The sequence below is a fragment of the Microbacterium sp. NPDC056052 genome (assembly GCF_042266785.1).
Classification (GTDB): Bacteria; Actinomycetota; Actinomycetes; order Actinomycetales; family Microbacteriaceae; genus Microbacterium.
The window spans coordinates 301,724-322,419 of the sequence record NZ_JBHJWV010000006.1; the positions used below are offsets into that span (position 1 = coordinate 301,724).

The window sequence follows — 20,696 nt, forward strand, 5'->3', positions numbered from 1 at the left end:
CGACCGCTGAGGAAGGATCTGTCATGCCCATCGACGCGAACGGCGACCTGGAGGTCGAGGGCCTGTCCCTCCGCAGTCTCCCCAAGGTCTCGCTGCACGATCACCTCGACGGCGGGGTGCGTCCCGCCACGATCATCGAGCTCGCCGATGCGGCGGGGATCGAGCTGCCGCACACGGACCCGACGGCGCTGGCGATGTGGTTCCGCACCCAAGCCGCGGCGGGATCCCTGGTCGACTACCTGAAGACGTTCGACGTGTCGCTCTCCGTCATGCAGAGCGCCGAGAACCTGCGCCGCATCTCGCGCGAGTTCGTCGAGGACCTGGTGCGCGACGGCGTCGTGTACGGAGAGGTGCGCTGGGCGCCCGAGCTGCACGTGACCGCCGGGCTCAGCCTGCAGCAGGCGGTCGACGCCGTGCAGGACGGCATCGACGAGGCGGAGGACGCCGCGGAGAGCCGGGGCAAGAGCATCAGGGTGGGGCAGCTGCTCTCCGCGATGCGGCAGACCGACCGGGTGCGCGAGATCGCCGAGCTCGCGGTCGCCAACCGCGATCGCGGCGTGGTCGGCTTCGACACCGCGGGCCCCGAGGCGGGCTATCCGTCCTCGCGCTACCGGGAGACCTTCGAGTACCTGGCCGGGCAGATGTTCCCCGCGACCGTGCACGCGGGCGAGGCCGCGGGACCGGACTCGATCCGCTCCGCCCTCGTCGACGGCCGGGCGCTCCGCCTCGGCCACGGCGTGCGCATCGCGGAAGATCTGGAGATCGTCGACCGCGACGGCGAGGAGGTGCAGGTCCGCTTCGGCGATCTGGCGCGCTGGGTGCGCGACCGGGAGATCCCGCTCGAGCTCTCGCCGTCCTCGAACCTGCAGACCGGCGCGATCGCCGCGTGGGGAACCGAGTTCGGCGACCACCCGTTCGACCTGCTCTACCAGCTCGGCTTCGCCGTGACCGTGAACGTCGACAACCGCACCATGAGCGCGACCTCGCTGACGCGTGAGATGGCCCTGCTCGTGGACGCGTTCGGCTACGACCTGGAAGACCTCGAGACCTTCCAGTTCAACGCGGCCGCCGGCGCCTTCCTCCCCGTCGAGGAGCGTGAGGAGCTCGTCGAACTGATCGCCGAGGGCTTCGATGAGTGAAGCCCCCGATGAGGGGCGCGTCGCGATCGTGGGCGCGGTGTCGTGGAACACGATCGTGCTGCTGGACAGGCTGCCCGACCCGACGCCTCATATGCAGTTCGCCGAGGCGGACTGGCAGACCGTCGGGGGGACGAGCGCGGGCAAGGCGCTGAGCCTGCGGGGTCTCGGACGCGCGGTGTCGCTCCGCGCGAGGGTCGGCCGGGATCCTGCCGGGCTGCGGATCCGCGACGCGCTCGGCCGTGCCGGGGTGCCCCTGCTCGGCCTCCGCGAGGCCCTGGCCTCCGAGCGCCATCTGAACCTCATGACCGGGGCCGGCGAGCGGGTCTCACTGTTCCTGTCGTCTCCCGAGCTCGCACCGGGGCAGGAGGAGACCGGTGGCGATGCGCCCGCGCTCGCGGGTGCCGCGGCGATCGTGCTCGACCTCTCCGCCGAGGGGCTCGTCGCGCTCGAGGAGGCGCGGGCGGCCGGCGCCCCGATCTGGGTCGACCTGCACGACTACGACGGTGCCGCGGCGTTCCACCGGCCGTTCCTCGAGGCCGCCGACGTGCTCTTCTGCAACGCCGACCGGCTGCCGGATCCCGAGGGCTTCCTGCGCCGCTGCATCGACGCCGGCGCCGCGCTCGCGGTCTGCACGCTGGGCGCGGAGGGCGCGATCGCGGTGGACCGGGACGGCGTGCGGCATCGCGTGGCGGCGGTTCCGGTCGAGGTCGTGGACACCAACGGCGCGGGCGACGCGTTCTTCGCCGGAGTGCTCGACGCGACGCTCGCGGGCGATGCCGTGGGCGACGCGCTCGCCGCAGGCGCTGCCGCCGCCGCGACGGTCCTGCGCTCACGGCATCTGCATCCGCTGCTCGACGATGTCCTCGCCTGACCCCGCGGGTCGCGCGCCGGACGGGGAGGCGCGCGCTTCCCGCCCGGCCGGCGTCTGGCCGCCCCTGCTGCTCGCCATCGTGCTGGAGGTCAGCGCCACGCTGAGCCTGCGAGCGGTGTCGACGGGCGGATCCTGGTGGTGGCTCTGCGTGATCGTCCTCGGCTACGGCGGATCCTTCTGGCTGCTCGGGGTGGTGCTCACCCGCGGGATGCCCGTGGGCGTCGCCTACGGGATCTGGTCGGCGATCGGCGTGGCGCTCACGGCGCTCGCGGCCGCGGCGCTGTTCGCCGAGGCGCTGAGCCCGCTCTCCCTCGTCGGGCTCGGCGTCATCATCGCCGGGGTCCTGCTCGCCGAGCTCGGCACCCGGCACGCCCGCGGCGGATCGGGGGACGCCTCATGACCTGGCTGCTGCTGCTCGGCGCGATCGCCTCCGAGGTGACCGCCACGCTGAGCCTGCGCGCGTCGGAGGGCTTCCGGCGCCGGCGCCACGTCCCGGCGATCGTGCTCGGCTACCTCGCCTCGTATGTGCTGCTCGGAACCGTGCTGGCGCTGGGGATGCCGGTGGGCATCGCGTATGCCGTCTGGGCGGCGCTCGGCGTCGCCGCCACCGCCGTGCTCGGACGCCTCCTGTTCCGCGACCGCATCTCGGTAATGACGGCGATCGGTCTCGCCGTGATCGTCGGCGGCGTGATCCTGGTCGAGGCCGGCACGCACTGACGCCGTGACGCGCGATGCGGGCGGCGTAGAGTGCGGGGCATGGCCATACGCATGGACAATGTCGGCATCGCCGTCCGCGATCTCGAGGCGACCATCGCCTTCTTCACCGACCTCGGGCTCACCGTGCTCGGGCGCGACACCGTCTCGGGGGAGTGGGCCGACACCGCGGTCGGTCTCGACGGCAACCACGCGCGGATCGCCGTGCTGCAGACGCCGGACGGGCACGGGCGGATCGAGCTGTTCGAGTACATCCATCCCGACGCGATCGAGACGGCGCCGACGCTCCCGAACGAGATCGGCATGCACCGGGTCGCCTTCGCGGTCGACGACATCGACGAGTCCCTGGAGATCGCCGCGCGTCACGGCTGCGTCCCGCTGCGGGGCGTCGCGAACTATCAGGACGTGTACAAGCTCACCTACCTCCGCGGACCCAGCGGCATCCTGGTGATGCTCGCCCAGGAGCTGCCGTCGGCCTGACGGCGACATCCGCGGCGGGGACGCGTGTGCGTCAGCCGGCGCGCACGACGTCGGGGTGCGTGCGCAGGTACTCCTCGAAGGCCTCCGCCGAGGTGAGCCGCGGCGTGTAGCCGAACTCGTCCTTCAGCCGGTCGTTGCGCAGCACGGGCCGGTAGCGCAGGAAGCGGATCTTCTCTGGTCCGTGATCGGTCAGGCGCAGCGCGCTGCCGATCGCGAGGGCGATCGCGAGCAGCGGCGCGGGGATCGTCAGCAGCGGTTTGCGCAGCCGTCGCGCGATCTGCGGCACGGTCAGCGCCCCGTCGCCCGCCACGTTGTAGATCCCGGCGGGACCCTCGCCGAGGGCGGCGCGCACCATCGCCGCGGCGACGTCGTCCACCCACACGAACACGAAGGGCGAATCGGATCCCGCGATGTGCAGGATCCGGTTCGCGTCCCACAGCGCCGTGATCTGATTGCGCACGGTGGGGCCGAGGATCGTGCCGATCCGGAAGATCACCTGCTCCAGGGCCGGGTGCGTGGTGCGTGCGGCGGCGAGCATCTCCTCGACCATGCGCTTGTGCCGGGAGTACGGGAACTCGTCGTTCCCGCGGAGCGGGTCCGTCTCGTCGATCCAGTCCGGATTGTCGGCGTGGTAGCCGTACGCGGCGCCGGAGCTCGAGACGACGAGGCGGCGCACGCCGGCCTCCACGCAGGCCGCCAGCACGTTGGACGAGCCCTGCACGTCGACGCGGAACTCGCCCTGCACATCGCGGCCCGGATTCACGATCGCGGCCAGATGCACGACCGTGTCGATGCGATGATGGCGCAGCAGCTCCGGCAGCCCGCGCGGATCCGTGACGTCCACCTCGACCGAGACGACGCCGGGCACCTCGGACTCGCGGAGGTCGCCGGAGAGGACGACGTCGACCCCGGGATGATCGGACAGCAGCCCGGTGACTCTGCTGCCGAGGAAGCCGGCGCCGCCGGTGACCAGGACGCGTCTCATCGGTCTCCTGCCCTGACGGCTCGGCGGGAGGCATCGCCGGTGCGCGAACCGGTGCGGCGCGTGGTGTGCATGCCCCAGAGCGTAGCGACACAGAGTCCCGCGGCGATGTCCCACACGCCCCACCAGCCGGCGACGACCGCCATGCCGCCGAGCCCGCCGAAGAACGTGAACACCAGGCCGAGCCCGAGGCCGGCGTTGCGGATGCCGACCTCGAAGGTCATCGCCTTGCGCTCGCGGGTGCCGAGCCCGCCGAGGACGGCGGTGCCGTATCCGATCGCGAGCGAGACCGCATCGTGGATCGCGACGACGAGCAGCACGGATCCGATCACGCCGACGAAGACGGCCCAGTTTCCCGCGAGCGCACCGACGATGAAGCCGACGAGGGCCAGCAGGCCGAACCAGCGCACGAACGGCTGCACGCGCGTCGCCAGGCGCGGCAGGCGGGCGCGCAGCAGCAGGCCGAGCGCGAACGGAAGGCCGATGATCAGCAGGATCTCCAGCAGCATCTGCCACGGGTTCACCGCGACCCGGTGCAGCAGGTGCCGGGCCGTGGGATGCAGGGATCCCCAGAACGCGATGCTCAGAGGCATCGCGACGATGTAGAGCAGGTTGCCGACCGCCGTCATCGAGACGGACAGGGCGGTGTTGCCGCCGGAGCGATGGGTGAGCACCTGGGAGATGTTGCCGGGCGGGCAGCACGCGACGAGGATCATGCCGAGCGCCATGGACGGCGTCACCGGCAGGATCATGGTGAGGCCGAAGGTGACGGCGGGAAGCACCAGTAGCTGCGCGAGGATCGCCACGACGAAGGGCTTGGGGTGCGTCAGCACCACCCGGAAGTCCTTCGGCGAGGTGTCCAGCGCGATCCCGAGCATGATGAGCCCGAGGACGACGTTGAGGATCGTCAGCGTGCCGGGCGCGAAGTGCACCACGACGTCGTCGACGTTCATGCGCCCCCGTGCCCCGCGCCGGCCGGGGCCGTGCTGTCGGAGAGGGCGTCCTTCTCGGTGCGCACCGCGCGCCGGTAGGCGTCCTTGTTGACGTAGTAGGACATGCGCGCGAGGCCCAGGTAGCGGTACCCGCCGGTGAGGTCGGGCCACGACTGCGCCGTCACCCTGTCGCGGAAGCGCGCGGCGCGGGCCGGATCCGCGTCCTCGGCGGCGAGGTAGGCGGCGATCAGCTCGGCCTGCTCGTAGCGGCCCTGCCAGCCGATCCCGCTGGCCTCGATCATCCCCATCATGTACAGGCCGTTGAACGACGGCGGGAACACGTTCAGGAACAGCCGCGGCGAGGCGCCCGTCCAGTTGAGGTGCTCGCGGTCGACGAACGGGTAGTCCAGGGCGTATCCGGTCGCGAGCAGGATGAGGTCGTAGTCGCCGGCGGTGCCGTCGCGGAAGCGCACCGTGGTGCCGCCGAAGCGCTCGACGTCGGCCCGTATGCGCAGGTCGCCCTGACCGAGGTGGTTCAGCACGAGGGTGTTCACGATCGGATGCGATTCGTAGATGCGGTAATCGGGCCGGGGGAAGCCGAAGCGCGTCGGGTCACCCGTGAACGCGCGCAGCACGCGGGAGTCGATCGCCTGCTTGAGCCGCGCGGGCAGCGGCCGGCCCTGGTTGAGGGTGTCGCTGGGCCGGCCGAACAGGTAGCGCGGCACGAAGTAGTAGCCGCGGCGCACGCTCATGTCCGCGCTCTCGGCGTGGTGCACGGCGTCCACCGCGATGTCGCAGCCGGAGTTGCCCGCGCCGATGATGAGCACGCGCCGGCCCGCGAGCTGCGCGGGATCCTTGTAGGCGCTGGTGTGCATGATCTCGCCCGCGAACTCTCCGGGGAACGCCGGGACGTTCGGTTCGGCGAGCGTGCCGTTGGCGAGGATCACGCCGTCGTGGTGCCGGGCGAGAGCTGTGGTGGCGCCGTCCTCGTCCTGGGCCGTGGCGTGCAGGATCCACCCGGCACCGTCGCGCTCCAGGCGATCCACCCTTGTGCCGAAGCGGAAGCGCTCGCGCAGCCCGAACTCGTCCGCGTAGTCCTCGAAATAGCGCTTGAGCACACGGTGCCCCGGGTAGTCGACGTCGCTGTCCATCGGGAACTCGGTGAACTCGGTCGTGGTTCGCGAGGAGATCAGGTGTGCGGAGGAGTACATCGTGCTGCGCGGGTTCGTGATGTCCCACAGTCCGCCGACGCCGTGGGACGCCTCGTACCCGGTGGCGTCGATGCCCGCCTTCTGCAGCGCGCGCATGACCGCGAGTCCGGAGGGGCCGGCGCCGATCACGGCATATGACTTCGTCGTCATGCTCTCCTCATCCGGGCGCGGCTCGGGGTCTCCGCGCGCAGTGCCCCGATCCTATCGTTCCGCTGAGAGCGCAGGCGAGTGCGGCTTCGCGGGCCGGTGCCGGTCCGGGGGGGGGGGGGGGGCTCAGCGGCGCTTGTCGAGTCGGGCGTCGAGGCCGTTGCGGACGGCGGGCCACTCGTGGGGGAGGATCGAGTACACCACGGTGTCGCGGAAGGCGCCGTCGGGTCCGATGCGGTCGTTGCGCAGGATGCCGTCCCGCTTCGCCCCGAGCCGCTCGATCGCGGTGCGGGACTGCCGGTTGTGGAAGTGCGTGCAGAACTGCACTCTGATCGCGTCGCACTTCTCGAAGGCATGTCCCAGCAGCAGGCGCTTGGCGGACGGGTTCACGGCCGTGCCGTGCACCTCGGGCGACAGCCAGGTGTAGCCGATCTCGACGGTGCGGTTGGCCTGGTCGATGGTGCAGAACGTCGTCATCCCGACCGCGCGTCCCGTGTCGAGGCGCATGATCGCGAACGGGTTCATGGCGCCCTCGGCATGCAGCGCACGGCGGCGCGCGATCTCCGCGGGGACGCCCTCGGCGGACGGGACCGAGGTGTACCAGCGGTCCTCGAGCCCGGCGGTCGCGAGGGCGAGGTCTTCGGCGTGGCCGGGGTTCAGCGGCTCCAGCCGCACGAAGTCGTTCTCGAGGGTGACGGGCGCCGCGAAGTCCATGATCCGAGCGTATCGGGGCGCGGGCCGTGCCCCGATACGCTCGAGGGTCAGAGCGCGGCCTGCCGTGCCGCCACGGCGTCGCGCACGGCGGGGAACAGCGGGTGGCCGGCATCAAGACCGGTCACCTCGGCCACCAGCTCGTCCGCGGTCCGCACGCGCAGGAGTTCCTGCAGACGGACGGCCTCCTCGTCCGCCGGATCCGCGAAGGCGAGCGCGGCTCCGATCGCCTCCACCAGTGCTTCGGTGCGCAGCCCTTGCTCGGCCGCCTCGGCCGCGGGCCCCACGAACCGCTCGTGGCGGGAGAGCTTGCGCAGCGGCTGCCGCCCCACCCGTTGCACGGTGTCGGGCAGCTCCGGGTTGCGGAAGCGTTCGAGGATCCGCGCGCGGTAGGCCGCGAGATCGGCCGGATCCAGCCCGTGACGGGCGACCAGCACCGCGGACGTCTCCTCCAGCGCGGCCTCCACGGCCGCCTCGATCGCGGGCTCGGCGAGCGACTCCGCGATCGTGGCGAAGCCGGCCCTGGCGCCCAGGTACGCGGTCGCCGCATGGCCGGTGTTCACCGTGAACAGCTTGCGCTCGATGTACGGCGCGAGCGCGTCGACGAAGTGCGCGCCGGGGATCCGAGGAGCGTTCCCGGCGAAGGGGCCGGCCTCGATCGCCCACTCGACGTACGGCTCGACGGTGACGTCGATCCCGTTCGAGGCCTGGGGCGCGGGGACGATGCGATCCACGGCGGTGTTCGCGAACACCGCTTTCGCCAGCAGCTCCGGCGCGCGCTCTCCGGCGGCCGCGACGATCTCCTCGCGGAGCAGGTCCGTCGCCCCGATCGCGTTCTCGCACGCCATGATCGCCACCGGCGGGGCGCCGGCCGGGCGGCGCTCGAGTCCGGCCACGATCACCGGCGCGACGAAGCGGAGCACCGTCGGCCCGACCGCGGTGGTCACGACGTCGGCGGCGGCGACGGCATCGGCCGCCGCGTCCGGGTCGCGGCGGCTGTCGACCGCGCGGAACCCGGTGACGACGTGATCGTGCCCGCCCGGTCCCGCCTCGTGCACGGTGTACTCCGACGTCGCGTTGATGGCGTCGACCAGCTCGGAGGCGACGTCGGAGAACACGAGGTCGTAGCCGGCCTCGTGCAGCAGCAGGCCGACGAAGCCGCGGCCGATGTTGCCCGCGCCGAAGTGCACCGCGAGGGGCATCAGTCGTTCACCGCCGACAGCAGCGCGTACAGCTCCTCGGGCGTGGTGGCGGCGGCGAGGCGCGCCACCTCGTCCTCCTCGGAGAAGGTGATCGCGATCTGCGACAGAATCTCCAGATGCTCGTCGCCGCGCCCGGCGATGCCGATCACGAACGTCGCGGGGTCTCCCGCCCAGTCCACGCCGCCGTCGTAGCGCACGACGCAGAGCGCGGAGGCGAGGATCTCGTCCTTCGCCTCGTTCGTGCCATGCGGGATGGCGAGCCCGTTTCCCATGTACGTCGACACGGTCTGCTCGCGCTGCCGCATGGCGTCGAGGTAGGCGGGCGTCACCGCGCCTGCGGCGACCAGGAGGCCCGCCGCCTCCTGCAGCGCCTCCTCCTGGGTGGCGGAGCCGGCGTGGATGCGGACGCGATCGGGGGTCAGGATGCTCATCTCGGGGTTCCTCTCGTTCGGCCGGGGTCAGGCGTCGCCGCGCTGGCGGCGCACCATCTCGACGACCTCGTCGTACTTCGGCGAATTCATGAAGTTGTCCACGGACACATGGATCGCGTCCCCGTTGCGGGACTTCGCCCGGTCCGTCAGCTGCTGCTGGGTGATGATCAGGTCCTCGCTGCCATCGAGGTTCGCGATCGCCTTGTTGGTGACGTCGACGCCGTCGATGCCGGCCTTCTTGATCTTGTTCCGCAGCACGCTCGCCCCCATCGCGGAGGAGCCCATGCCGGCGTCGCACGCGAAGACGATGCGGTCGATCCTGCGGTCGGTCGCGACGGCGCCCTCGGCGTGTGCGGCCGGAGCGGCCGCGTCCTCGGTGCGCATGCCGTCGAGGAGATCCGACTTCTTGCCCTTGTTGGCCTCCGTCTTGCTGATCGCGGACGCGAACGTCCCCACGCCCGCGGCCTCCGCCGCGAGATCCCTCTTGCGGGACGCGCGCAGGATGATCGCCGCGATCACGAACGTGACCGCCGCCGAGAGCACCACGGAGAGGATCACGCCGAGATAGTCGGTCTGATACGTCTGCGCGATGACCGCGATGATGCTGCCCGGCGCCGCGGGGGCGCGCAGGCCGTCGTTGAACAGCACGTTGGTGGTGACGCCGGTCATGCCGCCGGCGATCAGCGCCAGGATCAGGGTCGGCTTCATGAGCGCGTACGGGAAGTAGACCTCGTGGATGCCGCCGATGAACTGGATCACGGCCGCGCCAGGGGCGGACGCGCGAGCGGCCCCGATGCCGAACAGGGTGAACGCGAGGAGCAGGCCGACGCCCGGGCCGGGGTTCGCCTCGAGCAGGAACAGGATCGACTTGTGCTGCGGGCCGGCGGCCTGCTCCAGCCCCAGCGGGGTGAGGACACCGTGGTTGATGGCGTTGTTCAGGAAGAACACCTTGGCGGGCTCGATGAGGATGCTGGTCAGGGGCAGCAGGTGGTTGGAGACGAGCCAGTTCACGGCCGTGCTGAGCAGGTTCATCAGGCCGTTGACGAGCCAGGCGATGGGGTAGAAGCCGATGATCGCCATGACGAAGCCCCAGATGCCGGCCGAGAACATGTTCACGAGCATCTCGAAGCCGGCCTTGACCTTGCCGGCCCACAGGCCATCCAGCCACTTCATCGTGTAGGCGGCCAGCGGGGCCATGATCATCGCCCCGATGAACATGTGGATCTGCCCGAGCGGGGCGGCGTCCGGGTTCGCCTTGATCGCGGCCGCGTTGAAAAGCGCGATGAGGTTGTCCGAGCCGGCGATCACGCCGAAGGTCGCGATCGCGCCGACGACGGCGCCGCGCAGGCCGTAGACCATGTGGCCTCCGGTGTAGGCGATCAGGATCGGCAGGAGGTAGTGGATCATCGGGCCGACGATGGTCGACAGGTCCGCGTTGGGGGTCCAGCCGACGGGGATGAAGAAGGCGGTGAAGATGCCCCAGGCGATGAGCGCGGGGATGTTCGGCATGATCATGCCGGAGAGGAAGGTGCCGAACCTCTGCACGATGACCCGGACGGATCCGGGCTGCGAGGTGGCGGGTGACGTCGTCGTCATGATGTCAGCTCTTTCTTTCTGTGGATCGGGGGAGGGGATCAGGCGGCCGCCTGCGCGGCGGCGCGCGCCGAGGCCGCGTCGTCCGCGCCCAGGGCGGCGGTGGCGATGCGCCGGGCGTCGTCGAGCGTGTGCCGGGAGAGCGTCTGGCGCACGTCGGCGAGCGCGGAGGGCGCCATCGACAGCGAGCCGACGCCGAGGCCGACGAGCACCACGGCGAGCAGGGGATCGGCGGCGGCCTCGCCGCACACTCCGACGGGCTTGCCGAGTTCGCGGCCGGCGCGGCCGACCTCGGCGACGAGGCGCAGCACGGCGGGATGCCAGGGATCCTGGAACGAGGCGACGGATCCGAGCAGCCGGTCGGCGGCCATCGTGTACTGGGTGAGGTCGTTCGTGCCGATCGAGGCGAAGTCCGCGTGCGCGAGCAGCCGGTCGGCCAGCAGCGCCGACGCGGGCACCTCGACCATGATCCCGGCCGTGCGCAGCCCGTACTCGCGGGCCAGGGCGGTGAAGTAGACGGTCTCCTCGACGGTCGCGACCATCGGCGCCATGACCCACAGATCAGCCTCGGTCTCGGCGTCCGCCTCCGCGAGGGCGGTCAGCTGCTCGCGGAGGATGTCCTCGCTGGCGCGGAGGGCGCGCAGCCCTCTGAGCCCGAGCGCCGGGTTCTCCTCGTGCGCGTCGTTGAGGAAGGGCAGCGGCTTGTCCGCCCCCGCATCGAGCACGCGCACGACGACCTTGCGGCCGGGGAAAGCGGCGAGCAGCTCTCGGTACGCCTCGCGCTGCACCGACACCGTGGGAGCGTGCGTCGCCGAGAGGAACAGGAACTCGGTGCGGAACAGGCCGACGCCCTCCGCGCCCCTGGCCGCCGCGTCCGCGGCGTCCCCGGGCTTGCCGAGGTTCGCGAGCAGCGCGATCGGAGTACCGTCGGCGAGGGCGCCGGGCGAGGCCGGTGCGGCGTCCACGGCCTGTCGTTCGGCGGCGCGCTCGGCAGCGCGGGCGAGCTCGTCGGCGCTCGGATCGGTGGCCACGGTCCCCGCCGCGGCGTCCACGATCACCGTCTCGTCGTCGGCGAGGGAGACCGCGTCGACCGCACCGACGACGGCGACGATGCCCTTCTCGCGGGCCAGGATCGCGGTATGCGAAGTCGGGCCGCCGTCCGTCGTGACCAGCGCGAGCACCTGGTCCAGGTCGAGCAGCGCGGTGTCGGCAGGGGCGAGGTCGCGCGCGACGAGGACGAAGGGGTGACCGGGCTCCGGGACGCCGGGGGCGGCGACTCCGCGCAGGCGCGCCAGCACGCGCTGGGCGATGTCGTCGAGATCGGCGGCGCGCTCGGCGAGATAGCCGCCGACCGCTTCAAGCGAGGCGCGGAAGCCTGCGAACGCGTCGTGCACGGCCCACTCGGCGGTGGCGCCGGCAGCGATCCGCTCCTCGACCTCGTCGGCGAGAGTCGGATCCTCGACGATCATGGCCTGCGCCTCGAGGACCTCGCGCGCGGTGCCGGCGACGGCCTCGGCGCGCCGGGTCAGATCGGCAGCGACGTAGGAGATCGCCTCCTCGACCCTGGCGCGCTCGGCGTCGGCGCCGGCGCTGCTCGGCGTGTTCTCCGGAGCGGGCAGGGCCTCGGCCATCCGTCGGACGGGGCCCGTCGCGACGCCCTGCCCGATCCCGACCCCACGGAGGGCGGCCATCAGGCCGCGCCCTCGTCGTGGTCGGTGACGAGCAGCTCGGCGAGCCTGTCCAGGGCGGCCTCGGCCCCGTCGCCGTCGGCGGAGAGGGAGACGTAGTCGCCCTGCTCGAGGCCGAGCGCGATGACGCCGAGGATGCTGGCGGCGTTGACCGCCTTACCGGCGTCCTTCGTGATCGTCACCGGAATGCCGGTCTCCTTCGCGGCCTGCGCGAAGATCTTCGCGGGGCGGGCGTGCAGTCCGTGCGAGGAGCCGATGCGGACGGTGCGGGTGAGCGCGGTCATGGCGTTCCTTTCGGTGCGGTGTCGTCGACGACGGCGCGCACGATGGCGTGGACGCGCGTTCCGTCGAGGTCGGTGAAGGCGTCCTCCGGCAGCACGACGACCCGCGAACGGGGCGCCTCGCGGGCGATCTCCTCGCGGCGGTCGGCGATGTGCGGACCCAGCAGGACGACATCGGCGAAGGGGTCGACGCCGCCCAGCGGTGCCGCCGCGATCTCCCACTCGGAGCCGGCGGCCTGCGCGGCCCGGCGCAGCCGCCCCGCGACGAAGGTGCTGGAGGCACCGGCGCCGCAGATCACCTGGATCTTCATCGATTCATCCCTTCCCCGCCATTGTTCGGCGGGGGTGTGCGGCGGGGCCACCAGGTTCCCTTCCGCCGGGGCGGAACGCGCGTTCCGCCCCTCCGCGACGTGGATCCTGACATCATGAGATGAGCGTGCGGAGCACGGGACGGCGAGGGGACAACGGGTGTCGATTCGACGGCAGGACCGGCTGCTGAGCGCGCTGCTGCGTGAGGACTCCTGGGTCACGGGGCCGCGCCTGGCGGACCTTCTCGGCGTCACCCCGCGCAGCGTCCGTGCCTACGTGACCGCCCTGAACGCCCGGGTTCCGGGCGGCGACGCGGTCGTCTCCGGCGCCGCCGGCTACCGGGCCGGAGCCTCGGCCCGCGCGGCGCTCGCCGCGCGCGCCGGCGCCGATTCCACCCCGCGCGCTCGGCTGCACGGGCTGGTCCGGTCGCTGCTGGACGACCCGGACGGCATCGACGTCTTCGAGACCGCCGAACGTCTGCACGTCAGCGAGGCCACCCTGGAGGCCGACCTCGCGAAGGTGCGCTCGCTGCTGGACGGGGCGGCGACGGGGGCCGGGGCGTCATCGGGCAGCAGGCTCGTGCTGGAGCGCGACAGGGACATCGTGCGGCTGCGCGGCGCCGAGCGCGACCAGCGCCGACTGCTCTCCCGGCTCGCCCACGACGAGATGGACGCGGCCGACTTCCCGCTGGATCCGTTCCGCCTCGCGCTCGGCGGCGGATCGATCCCGCCCGAGGCCGTGGCGCCGTTCCGGACCGGGCTCGTGGCCGAGCTGAGCGGGCTCGGCTACTACGTCAACGAGCTGGCGATCGCCGACGTGCTGCTGCACATCGCGATCGCGGCGGACCGGGTGGCGGCGGGGCGCGAGCTGGACGGCGAGACCGCGGAAACGGCCGGGGACCCCGTGGCCGAGCTGATCGGCCGGCTCTCCCGCGAACGGCTCGGCGTCGAGCTCGGCGCCGGAGACCTCGCGCACCTCGCCCGTCTCGTGCTGACGCGGATCGTGACGCCCGGCGGCACGGACGCCGCCACGCTCGCTCGCGCGGGCCTCGACCCCGTCGTCGAGGCCGCGGTGCGCGCGGAGGTCGTGCAGGCCTCCGCGGACTACCAGGTCGACCTCGTGGACGACGCCTTCGTACTGCGCCTCGCCCTGCACGTGCAGAATCTGCTCCGCCGTGCGCAGGAGCAGTCGCGCGCCCGGAACCCGCTGACCCGGTCGCTGAAGTCGGCGTATCCGATGATCTTCGAGGTTGCGGTATCCGTGGTCGGCGGATTGCAGGAACGGCTCGGACTGCGCGCCGACGATGATGAGATCGCCTACGTGGCGATGCACATCGGCGGTCGTCTCGAGCGCAGCCGTCGCGCCGCGTCCCTGCTCACCGCGACGATCGTCTGCCCCGGCTACTACGAGCTGCACGAGGTGCTGCGCTCGCGGGTGGATCGCTCGCTCGGCCAGGGCATCGAGGTCGTGCGGGTCATCACCGCGATGGATCCGCACGAGTCGGAGATCGACACCGATCTCGTCCTGAGCACCGTGCCGCTGCCGGTCGCCGCCGAGCGGGTCGTGCTCATCCAGCCGTTCCTCACCGAGGCGGACGTGGAGCGCGTGCAGCAGGCCGCGGCCCGGCTCCGGCGCGCCCGCAGACTGACCCGGCTGCGCGAGGAGCTGTCCCGTTACCTCTCCGCGGACGCGTACGTGCATCCGCTGCCCGACATCGGCGAGGAGGGGATCATCCGGCTGCTCGGCGGGCGCCTCGTCGAGGCGGGACTGATCGGCGAGGACTACATCGACAACACGATCCACAGGGAGCGGCTGTCCTCGACCGCGTTCAGCGACGCGCTGGCCGTGCCGCACGCCCTGCAGATGACCGCGAGACGCACCGCGATCGCGGTGGGCGTGGCCGCGGGGTCGGTGGCGTGGGGGACCGGGCGAGTGCAGGTCGTCGCGCTCGCCGCGTTCAGCGAGCAGGACAGGGACGCTTTCCAGACGGTGTTCGAGCAGCTCGTCGAGGTGTTCGGCGAGGGCGAAAGCGTGCAGCGGATCGTGCGCCGAGGGGGCACGTTCGCGGGCTTCCTGGATGAACTCGTCGCCGTGATCGACGGCTGACGCCGGTCCTTGCCAGGGCGGGTCAGGGGTCCGGCGGCCCGGTCAGCCGTCCAGCACCTTCGCCAGCGCGTCCAGCAGATCGTCCGCCCCCGGCCCGTCGGCGGTCAGCACGACGGCGTCGCCGGGGACGAGCGCCAGGTCCATCACCGCGAGCACGCTGCCGAGATCGACGCGGCGTCCCTCCGCGGTCGTCAGCTCGACCGGCTCGGGGTGCGCCATCGCCAGTCGCACGAGCTCCGCGACGGGGCGCGCATGCGCACCGCCCTCGGCCCTGATGATGACCGTCCGGGAGGTCATGCAGCGGACTCCTTCGCCGTCGTTCCGCTCCCCGCGGCACGGGTGCAGGACGTGCCGGAGGTCACGCCCCCGTCCGCGGGGATGCGGGCGCGCATCGTCAACCCAGCCGGGTCAGCAGCTCGCGGATCGCGGCGTCCAGCGCGGCGATGGCGGCGCGGGCCGCCTCGCCGGAGTCCGCGCGCGCGTCGAGGTACACCTTGAGCTTGGGCTCGGTGCCGCTCGGGCGCACGATCACCCGGGAGCCGTCTGCGAGACGGTAGCGCAGCACATCGCCGGCGGGCGCGCCCTCGGCGGCCGTGAGGAGATCCTCGACCGACGAGATCGCGGTCTCGCCGAACGCGGCGGGGGGATCCTGCCGCAGCGCGGCCATGATCCGGCCGATCACGGCGACGTCCTCGACGCGGATCGACACCTGTCCGCTCGCGAAGTGGCCGACCTCGGCGGCGACCTCCTCGAGCAGATCCGCGAGCGTCGCGTCACGCCCGCGCGCCTCCGCGGCGAGCCCGAGCAGGGCGACCGCGGCGGAGATGCCGTCCTTGTCGCGCACGGTATCCGGGTTCACGAGGTAGCCCAGGGCCTCCTCGTAGCCGAACGCGATGCCGGGAGCGCGGGAGATCCACTTGAAGCCGGTGAGGGTCTCGTGGAAGTCCAGCCCGTACCGCTCGGCGACCGCGCCGAGCGCGGGGGAGGACACGAGCGAGCAGGCGAGCGAGGTCCCAGGTGCGGCGGGGCCGTCCGTGGTCGCCGCCCGTGCGGCGCGCCAGCCGAGCAGCAGGCCGACCTCGTTGCCGGTGAGCCGGCGCCAGCCGCCCTCCGCGGTCTCGTCGGGGATGCCGACGGCGAGCCGGTCCGCATCGGGGTCGTTCGCGATCACGAGCTCCGCGCCCAGCGTGCGCGCCTTCGCGAATGCGAGGTCCATGGCGCCGGGCTCCTCCGGATTGGGGAAGGACACCGTGCGGAAGGCGGGATCGGGGTCGCGCTGCTCGCTCACGGTCCACGGTGCGGGGTACCCGGCTTCGCCGATGATGCGGGAGAACGTCTCCCAGCCCACCCCGTGCATGGCGGTGTAGACCCAGCGCAGCCCTGCCGTGCCGACCGGGGCCGGTGCCACGGCGGCGGTCGCGGCGACGTAGGCCTCGACGACGTCCTCGCCGGCGGTCTCGTAGGCCGCGGAGCGCGGGATGCCCAGCGCGTCGCCGCGGTCTGCCACCTGCTGGATGTGCGCGGCGATCTCGGCGTCGGCGGGCGAGACGATCTGGGAGCCCTGGTCCGCGCCCCCGAGGTACACCTTGTAGCCGTTATCGTTCGGCGGGTTGTGGCTCGCGGTGACCATCACGCCGGCGTCCGCGCCGAGATGGCGCACCGCGAACGCGAGCACCGGGGTCGGCAGCAGCCGCGGCAGCAGGATCGCCCGCAGGCCCGCGCCCGCGAAGATCTCGGCCGAGTCCTTCGCGAACACCCGGGAGTTCTTGCGCCCGTCGTACCCGATGACCACGGTCGGCGCGATGCCGCCCGATGCCTTCTCGGACAGGTACGCGGCGAAGCCGGCGGCGGCCTGGGCCACGAGCACCCGGTTCATCCGGTTGGACCCGGCGGCGAGCTCGCCGCGCAGTCCGGCGGTGCCGAAGGCGAGACGCGTGGAGAAGCGGTCGGCGAGATCGGCGAGGGCCGCCTCGTCGCCGGATCCGGCGCTCGTGATGAGACCGGCGAGCTCGTCGCGGGTCTCCGGATCGGGATCCTGACGGAGCCAGGCGCGCGCCTGCGTGAGCAGCGTCGCCTCCTGCGCGCTCACAGCGCCCCGATCACGCGGGCCAGCAGGTCCGAGATGACGGGCTCCGCCTCGCGTCCCGCCTCGATCACCTCGGCGTGGCTGAGCGGGGTCTTCTGGATCCCCGCGGCCAGGTTCGTGATGAGCGAGAAGCCGAGGACCTCCATGCCGGCCTGACGGGCGGCGATCGCCTCGAGCGCGGTGGACATGCCGACGATGTGGCCGCCGATCGCCTTCGCCATCTGCACCTCGGCCGGCGTCTCGTAGTGCGGGCCGCGGAACTGCGTGTAGACGCCCTCGTCGAGGCTCGGGTCGATCGTGCGCGCGAGGTCGCGCAGGCGCGCGCTGTAGAGGTCGGTGAGGTCGATGAAGGTCGCGCCCTCGAGCGGCGAATCCGCGGTGAGGTTGAGGTGGTCGCTGATCAGCACCGGCTGTCCCGGCTTCCAGGTCTCGCGGATCCCGCCGGCGCCGTTGGTGAGCACCATGGTCTTGGCCCCCGTGGCCGCGGCGGTGCGCACGCTGTGCACGACCCTGCGGACGCCGTGGCCCTCGTAGTAGTGGGTGCGTGCGCCGATCACGAGCACGTTCTTCCCGCCGGGGGTGACGATGCTGCGGAGCGTGCCGACGTGGCCCTCCAGCGCGGGCTTGGAGAAGCCGGTGACCTCGGTGGCGGGGATGGTCGCGACGGTCTCGCCGATGAGCTCCGCGGCCTTGCCCCAGCCGGAGCCGAGGGTGACGGCGATGTCGTGACGCTCGACGCCGGTGAGCCGGTGGATGTCGGAGGCGGCCTCAGCAGCGATCGCGAAGGGGTCGGCGCTCGGGTCGTCGAGGGGGTGGTTCCAGTCAGCCATGAGATCGAGGATACGGCCCCGCGCCCCGAGCGGGCGAGGAGGGCGCGGAAGAGCGGCAGTCCCGCGCGCCGGCGCTCACGACGGTGTCGCGGGGGACGGAACGCGCGGGGAACGGGGAGGGAACGCTTTCCCGGCCGCGGGGCCGGCTGATCCCGGCCGCGCGGCGGATGCGGAAGAATGGATCCCATGACCTTGATGTTCGAGCGCTCTCAGCGTGTCGCCGTGCTCGGTGGCGGTCCCGGCGGTTACGAGGCGGCGCTCGCCGCGGCACAGCTCGGGGCGGAGGTGACGCTCGTCGAACGGGTCGGCGTGGGCGGTTCCGCCGTGCTGACCGATGTCGTGCCCTCCAAGAGCCTGATCGCCACGGCCGATGCGGCGGTCGCGATCAGCGAGGCCACCGACCTCGGCGTGCAGTTCTACGCGAAGGGCGCCGAGGGCAAGCCGCTCAAGCCGCAGGTCGCGATCAACCTCGCGGCGGTGAACAAGCGTCTGATGGCGCTCGCCGGCCAGCAGTCCGAGGACATGCGCACGACGCTGCTGGACGCGGGCGTGACGATCCTCTCCGGCCACGGTCGCCTGGACGGTCCGAACGCGATCGTCGTCGCGACCTCCGTGGACGGCACCGAGTTCGACCGCGTCGAGGCCGATACGCTCATCGTCGCCGTCGGGGCGTCCCCGCGCGAGCTGGACTCCGCCAAGCCGGACGGCGAGCGGATCCTCACCTGGACGCAGCTGTACGACATGAAGACGCTGCCCGAGCACCTCATCGTGGTCGGTTCGGGCGTCACCGGTGCCGAGTTCGCGTCGGCGTACATGAACCTCGGCGCGAAGGTGACCCTGATCTCCAGCCGCGACCAGGTGCTCCCCGGCGAGGACCAGGACGCCGCGCACGTGCTCGAGAAGGTCTTCAAGCGCGGCGGCATGCAGGTGCTGTCCAAGTCCCGCGCGGATAAGGTCGAGCGCACCGCGGACGGCGTCACCGTGACCCTCTCGGACGGGCGCACTGTCGAGGGCAGCCACTGCCTGATGGCGGTCGGATCCATCCCGAACACGGCGGGGATCGGTCTCGAGGACGTCGGCGTCGAGCTGACCGCGTCGGGCCACATCCGTGTCAACAGGGTCGCGCGCACCTCGGTTTCGAACATCTACGCGGTCGGCGACTGCACGAACTTCTTCCCGCTCGCCTCCGTCGCATCGATGCAGGGCCGCACGGCCGTGTTCCACGCCCTCGGCGATATCGTGATCCCGCTCGAGAAGCTGAAGATCACCGCCAACATCTTCACCGCCCCGGAGATCGCCACGATCGGCTTCTCGGAGAAGGACATCGAGGACGGCGTGGCCGACGGCATCGCCTACAAGCTGCCTCTCGCGGCCAACCCGCGCGCCAAGATGCAGGGGATCCGCGACGGCTTCGTGAAGATCATCGCGCGCAAGGGATCCGGCACGGTCATCGGCGCCGTGATCGTCGCCCCGCGCGCCTCGGAGCTGATCTACCCGCTCGCGATCGCCGTGGAGCGCCGCCTCAACGTCGACCAGGTGTCGCGCGTGTTCGCCGCCTATCCGTCGATCACGAGCAGCATCACCGACGCCACCCGCGCGATGCATCAGGTCTACATCGCGCAGTAGCAACGATCTGGCTTGTCCAGGTATTTCCTTGGTTCCTATTGGGAGCCGGTCCGCGAGGAGTCCGCAAGACTGCCGAGAACGCTGTCCACAGCATCTCTCGGCGGTCTGCGGAGCCCGGCCACGGGTGGGCGTAGGTATCCAGCGTCTCGACGGCGGAGGCGTGCCCGAGGTTCGACGGGACCACCTTCACGGACTCGCCGTGACGGATCAGCAGACGTGCGTAGTAGTGCCGTGGAGCGTGCAGGCCTGTACCTGTCGCGGGGGTCATCCCGACTGCGGCCTTGATCGGTGTGAGCAGGTGCCGCATCGTGTCCGTGGTGATGGGCTCGCCGCCGAGCGTGAACACCAGGCCGTCCGCTGGCACCTGGTAGCGCGCGATGTGCTGGTTCAGTGCCGCGACGACGATGTGACCGAGCGGAACCACGCGGTACGACGGTGACCACGGGGCTCTTCCCGAGCAGCCGCAGGCGGTCACGAGTCACCCCGGGGGCTTCTCCAGGCCTGAGCCCCATCCCCGCCATGAAGGTGATGAGCGCGTGCAGCTCCGCTGGGAGGGCCGAGCGCAGTGTCTCCACCTGCGCGTCGGTGAGGGGGCGCGCGCGCGTCTTCGTCACCTTCGGAATCTGAACGTGCGTTCGTCAGGTTCCTGGAAGCCCAAGTGCGTATGGCCGAGATGGCGGGCGGCCCGTGAACCGAACCCGCCGCGCCATCGGGCGGATTCCCGCGGTCGTTGCAACACGATGTAGTTCAGAGCATGACAGAAAGCCCCGGTCGACCGTGATGGTCGACCGGGGCTTCTCGGTGTTTCTGGGGTCGGTGAGCATCGCTCAGCCGGGTTGCGGACTGAGCCTGGGGCGTCCGGGGGTTAGGCGGCGTCGATGAGCGCAGCGAGGCGCTGTGCGGGCGTCTGCCAGTCGAGGGTCTTGCGGGGCCGGGTGTTGAGCTCGTGGGCGACGCGAGCGAGATCGTCGGCGGTGTGCGCAGAGAGGTCGGTGCCCTTCGGGAAGTACTGGCGTAGGAGCCCGTTCGGTTCTCGTTCGCCCCGCGCTGCCAGGGCGAGGCGGGGTCGCAGAAGAACACGGGGATGCCGGTCTCGATCCGGAACTTCTTATGCTCGGCGAGCTCGCTGCCCTGGTCCCAGGTCAACGACTTGCGCAGATGGGCGGGCAAGCCGGTCATGGTGCGGGAGAGCGCGTTGCGGACCGTGGTCGCGTCGCGTGCGTCCGGGAGGTGCACGAGCATCACATAGCGGGTGGTGCGCTCGAGATCCCGGCGCAGCTGCCCCCGACCCTGGAGATAGAGCGTCTGATAGATCGTCTCGTGCGTCACGCGCATCTCCAGATCGGCGGGGAACTCG

The 20,696-nt window shown here is 71.7% G+C and carries 21 protein-coding genes and 1 pseudogene; 7 read left to right on the top strand and 15 right to left on the bottom strand.

Features of this window, described 5'->3' with window-relative positions:
* Positions 1-23 precede the first annotated feature (23 nt).
* From ACFC1J_RS13680 to ACFC1J_RS13700, 5 genes are read left to right on the top strand one after another with little or no spacing between them, the layout of a single operon-like run.
* The gene (locus tag ACFC1J_RS13680; protein WP_375906953.1) at positions 24-1,139 is read left to right on the top strand and encodes an adenosine deaminase; all 1,116 of its coding nucleotides are present in this window, start codon (positions 24-26) and stop codon (positions 1,137-1,139) included.
* The gene (locus tag ACFC1J_RS13685) at positions 1,132-2,010 is read left to right on the top strand and encodes a carbohydrate kinase family protein (RefSeq protein ID WP_375906956.1); all 879 of its coding nucleotides are present in this window, start codon (positions 1,132-1,134) and stop codon (positions 2,008-2,010) included. Before ACFC1J_RS13680 ends, ACFC1J_RS13685 begins: the two co-directional genes overlap by 8 nt.
* Positions 1,997-2,410, top strand: coding sequence for a DMT family transporter (locus tag ACFC1J_RS13690; protein ID WP_375906959.1), 414 nt, complete (start codon positions 1,997-1,999; stop codon positions 2,408-2,410). Before ACFC1J_RS13685 ends, ACFC1J_RS13690 begins: the two co-directional genes overlap by 14 nt.
* Positions 2,407-2,727 (top strand): DMT family transporter, encoded by a 321-nt coding sequence (locus tag ACFC1J_RS13695; protein WP_375906962.1) that lies wholly within the window; start codon positions 2,407-2,409, stop codon positions 2,725-2,727. The genes ACFC1J_RS13690 and ACFC1J_RS13695 overlap by 4 nt, the downstream gene beginning before the upstream one ends.
* Before the next feature lie 39 nt (positions 2,728-2,766).
* On the top strand, positions 2,767-3,204 hold the full coding sequence (locus ACFC1J_RS13700; protein ID WP_375906965.1) for a VOC family protein: 438 nt from the start codon (positions 2,767-2,769) through the stop codon (positions 3,202-3,204).
* A gap of 31 nt (positions 3,205-3,235) precedes the next feature.
* On the opposite strand, the gene ACFC1J_RS13705 is transcribed toward ACFC1J_RS13700, so the two are convergent.
* From ACFC1J_RS13705 to ACFC1J_RS13750, 10 genes are all read right to left on the bottom strand, one after another.
* Positions 3,236-4,189: an SDR family oxidoreductase gene (locus tag ACFC1J_RS13705; protein ID WP_375906968.1), complete on the bottom strand. Its 954-nt coding sequence runs from the start codon at positions 4,187-4,189 to the stop codon at positions 3,236-3,238.
* Complete coding sequence (locus ACFC1J_RS13710; protein WP_375906971.1) at positions 4,186-5,139, bottom strand: bile acid:sodium symporter family protein; 954 nt, start codon at positions 5,137-5,139, stop codon at positions 4,186-4,188. Before ACFC1J_RS13710 ends, ACFC1J_RS13705 begins: the two co-directional genes overlap by 4 nt.
* Positions 5,136-6,479 (bottom strand): flavin-containing monooxygenase, encoded by a 1,344-nt coding sequence (locus ACFC1J_RS13715; protein ID WP_375906974.1) that lies wholly within the window; start codon positions 6,477-6,479, stop codon positions 5,136-5,138. Before ACFC1J_RS13715 ends, ACFC1J_RS13710 begins: the two co-directional genes overlap by 4 nt.
* 123 nt (positions 6,480-6,602) lie before the next feature.
* Entirely contained in the window at positions 6,603-7,190 is a 588-nt protein-coding gene (locus ACFC1J_RS13720; protein WP_375906977.1) for a GNAT family N-acetyltransferase, read from the bottom strand.
* 47 nt (positions 7,191-7,237) lie between these two features.
* Positions 7,238-8,389, bottom strand: coding sequence for a mannitol-1-phosphate 5-dehydrogenase (locus ACFC1J_RS13725; RefSeq protein WP_375906980.1), 1,152 nt, complete (start codon positions 8,387-8,389; stop codon positions 7,238-7,240).
* Complete coding sequence (locus ACFC1J_RS13730) at positions 8,389-8,820, bottom strand: PTS sugar transporter subunit IIA (RefSeq protein ID WP_375906983.1); 432 nt, start codon at positions 8,818-8,820, stop codon at positions 8,389-8,391. The genes ACFC1J_RS13725 and ACFC1J_RS13730 overlap by 1 nt, the downstream gene beginning before the upstream one ends.
* 27 nt (positions 8,821-8,847) lie before the next feature.
* On the bottom strand, positions 8,848-10,416 hold the full coding sequence (locus ACFC1J_RS13735; protein ID WP_375906985.1) for a PTS mannitol transporter subunit IICB: 1,569 nt from the start codon (positions 10,414-10,416) through the stop codon (positions 8,848-8,850).
* A gap of 38 nt (positions 10,417-10,454) precedes the next feature.
* A complete protein-coding gene (gene ptsP / locus ACFC1J_RS13740) occupies positions 10,455-12,104 on the bottom strand; it encodes a phosphoenolpyruvate--protein phosphotransferase (RefSeq protein ID WP_375906988.1) in 1,650 nt (549 codons plus the stop codon).
* Positions 12,104-12,385, bottom strand: coding sequence for an HPr family phosphocarrier protein (locus ACFC1J_RS13745; RefSeq protein ID WP_375906991.1), 282 nt, complete (start codon positions 12,383-12,385; stop codon positions 12,104-12,106). Before ACFC1J_RS13745 ends, ptsP begins: the two co-directional genes overlap by 1 nt.
* On the bottom strand, positions 12,382-12,693 hold the full coding sequence (locus tag ACFC1J_RS13750) for a PTS sugar transporter subunit IIB (protein ID WP_375906994.1): 312 nt from the start codon (positions 12,691-12,693) through the stop codon (positions 12,382-12,384). Before ACFC1J_RS13750 ends, ACFC1J_RS13745 begins: the two co-directional genes overlap by 4 nt.
* Positions 12,694-12,850: 157 nt before the next feature.
* Here ACFC1J_RS13750 and ACFC1J_RS13755 point away from each other — a divergent pair, with 157 nt between their 5' ends.
* Positions 12,851-14,797, top strand: a complete 1,947-nt coding sequence (locus tag ACFC1J_RS13755) for a BglG family transcription antiterminator (protein ID WP_375906997.1) — start codon at positions 12,851-12,853, stop codon at positions 14,795-14,797.
* 42 nt (positions 14,798-14,839) lie between these two features.
* Here the strand turns inward: ACFC1J_RS13755 and ACFC1J_RS13760 are convergent, their stop codons facing one another.
* The 3 genes from ACFC1J_RS13760 to ACFC1J_RS13770 form a co-directional block, all read right to left on the bottom strand.
* Complete coding sequence (locus ACFC1J_RS13760) at positions 14,840-15,094, bottom strand: HPr family phosphocarrier protein (protein ID WP_375906999.1); 255 nt, start codon at positions 15,092-15,094, stop codon at positions 14,840-14,842.
* 97 nt (positions 15,095-15,191) lie between these two features.
* Positions 15,192-16,886 (bottom strand): phospho-sugar mutase, encoded by a 1,695-nt coding sequence (locus tag ACFC1J_RS13765; protein ID WP_375907001.1) that lies wholly within the window; start codon positions 16,884-16,886, stop codon positions 15,192-15,194.
* On the bottom strand, positions 16,883-17,713 hold the full coding sequence (locus ACFC1J_RS13770; RefSeq protein WP_375907003.1) for a purine-nucleoside phosphorylase: 831 nt from the start codon (positions 17,711-17,713) through the stop codon (positions 16,883-16,885). Before ACFC1J_RS13770 ends, ACFC1J_RS13765 begins: the two co-directional genes overlap by 4 nt.
* 177 nt (positions 17,714-17,890) lie before the next feature.
* Here ACFC1J_RS13770 and ACFC1J_RS13775 point away from each other — a divergent pair, with 177 nt between their 5' ends.
* Complete coding sequence (locus tag ACFC1J_RS13775) at positions 17,891-19,339, top strand: NAD(P)H-quinone dehydrogenase (protein WP_375907004.1); 1,449 nt, start codon at positions 17,891-17,893, stop codon at positions 19,337-19,339.
* Here the strand turns inward: ACFC1J_RS13775 and ACFC1J_RS13780 are convergent.
* Together ACFC1J_RS13780 and ACFC1J_RS13785 are read right to left on the bottom strand one after the other, a co-directional pair.
* The gene (locus ACFC1J_RS13780) at positions 19,293-19,814 is read right to left on the bottom strand and encodes a tyrosine-type recombinase/integrase (RefSeq protein ID WP_375907006.1); all 522 of its coding nucleotides are present in this window, start codon (positions 19,812-19,814) and stop codon (positions 19,293-19,295) included. The genes ACFC1J_RS13775 and ACFC1J_RS13780 overlap by 47 nt on opposite strands.
* A gap of 390 nt (positions 19,815-20,204) precedes the next feature.
* Positions 20,205-20,696: pseudogene (locus ACFC1J_RS13785) on the bottom strand (IS30 family transposase); the annotation flags it as partial.

What these genes read in the sequence shown, in the direction of transcription:
- ACFC1J_RS13680 (WP_375906953.1), top strand. Translation starts at nt 24, where the DNA reads ATGCCCATCGACGCGAACGGCGACCTGGAGGTCGAGGGCCTGTCCCTC.
- ACFC1J_RS13725 (WP_375906980.1), bottom strand. Translation starts at nt 8,389, where the DNA reads ATGCCCCTCGCGGTGCACTTCGGCGCGGGCAACATCGGCCGCGGCTTC.
- ACFC1J_RS13695 (WP_375906962.1), top strand. Translation starts at nt 2,407, where the DNA reads ATGACCTGGCTGCTGCTGCTCGGCGCGATCGCCTCCGAGGTGACCGCC.
- ACFC1J_RS13770 (WP_375907003.1), bottom strand. Translation starts at nt 17,713, where the DNA reads ATGGCTGACTGGAACCACCCCCTCGACGACCCGAGCGCCGACCCCTTC.
- ACFC1J_RS13735 (WP_375906985.1), bottom strand. Translation starts at nt 10,416, where the DNA reads ATGACGACGACGTCACCCGCCACCTCGCAGCCCGGATCCGTCCGGGTC.
- ACFC1J_RS13685 (WP_375906956.1), top strand. Translation starts at nt 1,132, where the DNA reads ATGAGTGAAGCCCCCGATGAGGGGCGCGTCGCGATCGTGGGCGCGGTG.
- ACFC1J_RS13745 (WP_375906991.1), bottom strand. Translation starts at nt 12,385, where the DNA reads ATGACCGCGCTCACCCGCACCGTCCGCATCGGCTCCTCGCACGGACTG.
- ACFC1J_RS13760 (WP_375906999.1), bottom strand. Translation starts at nt 15,094, where the DNA reads ATGACCTCCCGGACGGTCATCATCAGGGCCGAGGGCGGTGCGCATGCG.
- ACFC1J_RS13775 (WP_375907004.1), top strand. Translation starts at nt 17,891, where the DNA reads ATGGATCCCATGACCTTGATGTTCGAGCGCTCTCAGCGTGTCGCCGTG.
- ACFC1J_RS13730 (WP_375906983.1), bottom strand. Translation starts at nt 8,820, where the DNA reads ATGAGCATCCTGACCCCCGATCGCGTCCGCATCCACGCCGGCTCCGCC.
- ACFC1J_RS13750 (WP_375906994.1), bottom strand. Translation starts at nt 12,693, where the DNA reads ATGAAGATCCAGGTGATCTGCGGCGCCGGTGCCTCCAGCACCTTCGTC.
- ACFC1J_RS13710 (WP_375906971.1), bottom strand. Translation starts at nt 5,139, where the DNA reads ATGAACGTCGACGACGTCGTGGTGCACTTCGCGCCCGGCACGCTGACG.
- ACFC1J_RS13690 (WP_375906959.1), top strand. Translation starts at nt 1,997, where the DNA reads ATGTCCTCGCCTGACCCCGCGGGTCGCGCGCCGGACGGGGAGGCGCGC.
- ACFC1J_RS13715 (WP_375906974.1), bottom strand. Translation starts at nt 6,479, where the DNA reads ATGACGACGAAGTCATATGCCGTGATCGGCGCCGGCCCCTCCGGACTC.
- ACFC1J_RS13700 (WP_375906965.1), top strand. Translation starts at nt 2,767, where the DNA reads ATGGCCATACGCATGGACAATGTCGGCATCGCCGTCCGCGATCTCGAG.
- ACFC1J_RS13705 (WP_375906968.1), bottom strand. Translation starts at nt 4,189, where the DNA reads ATGAGACGCGTCCTGGTCACCGGCGGCGCCGGCTTCCTCGGCAGCAGA.
- ptsP (WP_375906988.1), bottom strand. Translation starts at nt 12,104, where the DNA reads ATGGCCGCCCTCCGTGGGGTCGGGATCGGGCAGGGCGTCGCGACGGGC.
- ACFC1J_RS13720 (WP_375906977.1), bottom strand. Translation starts at nt 7,190, where the DNA reads ATGGACTTCGCGGCGCCCGTCACCCTCGAGAACGACTTCGTGCGGCTG.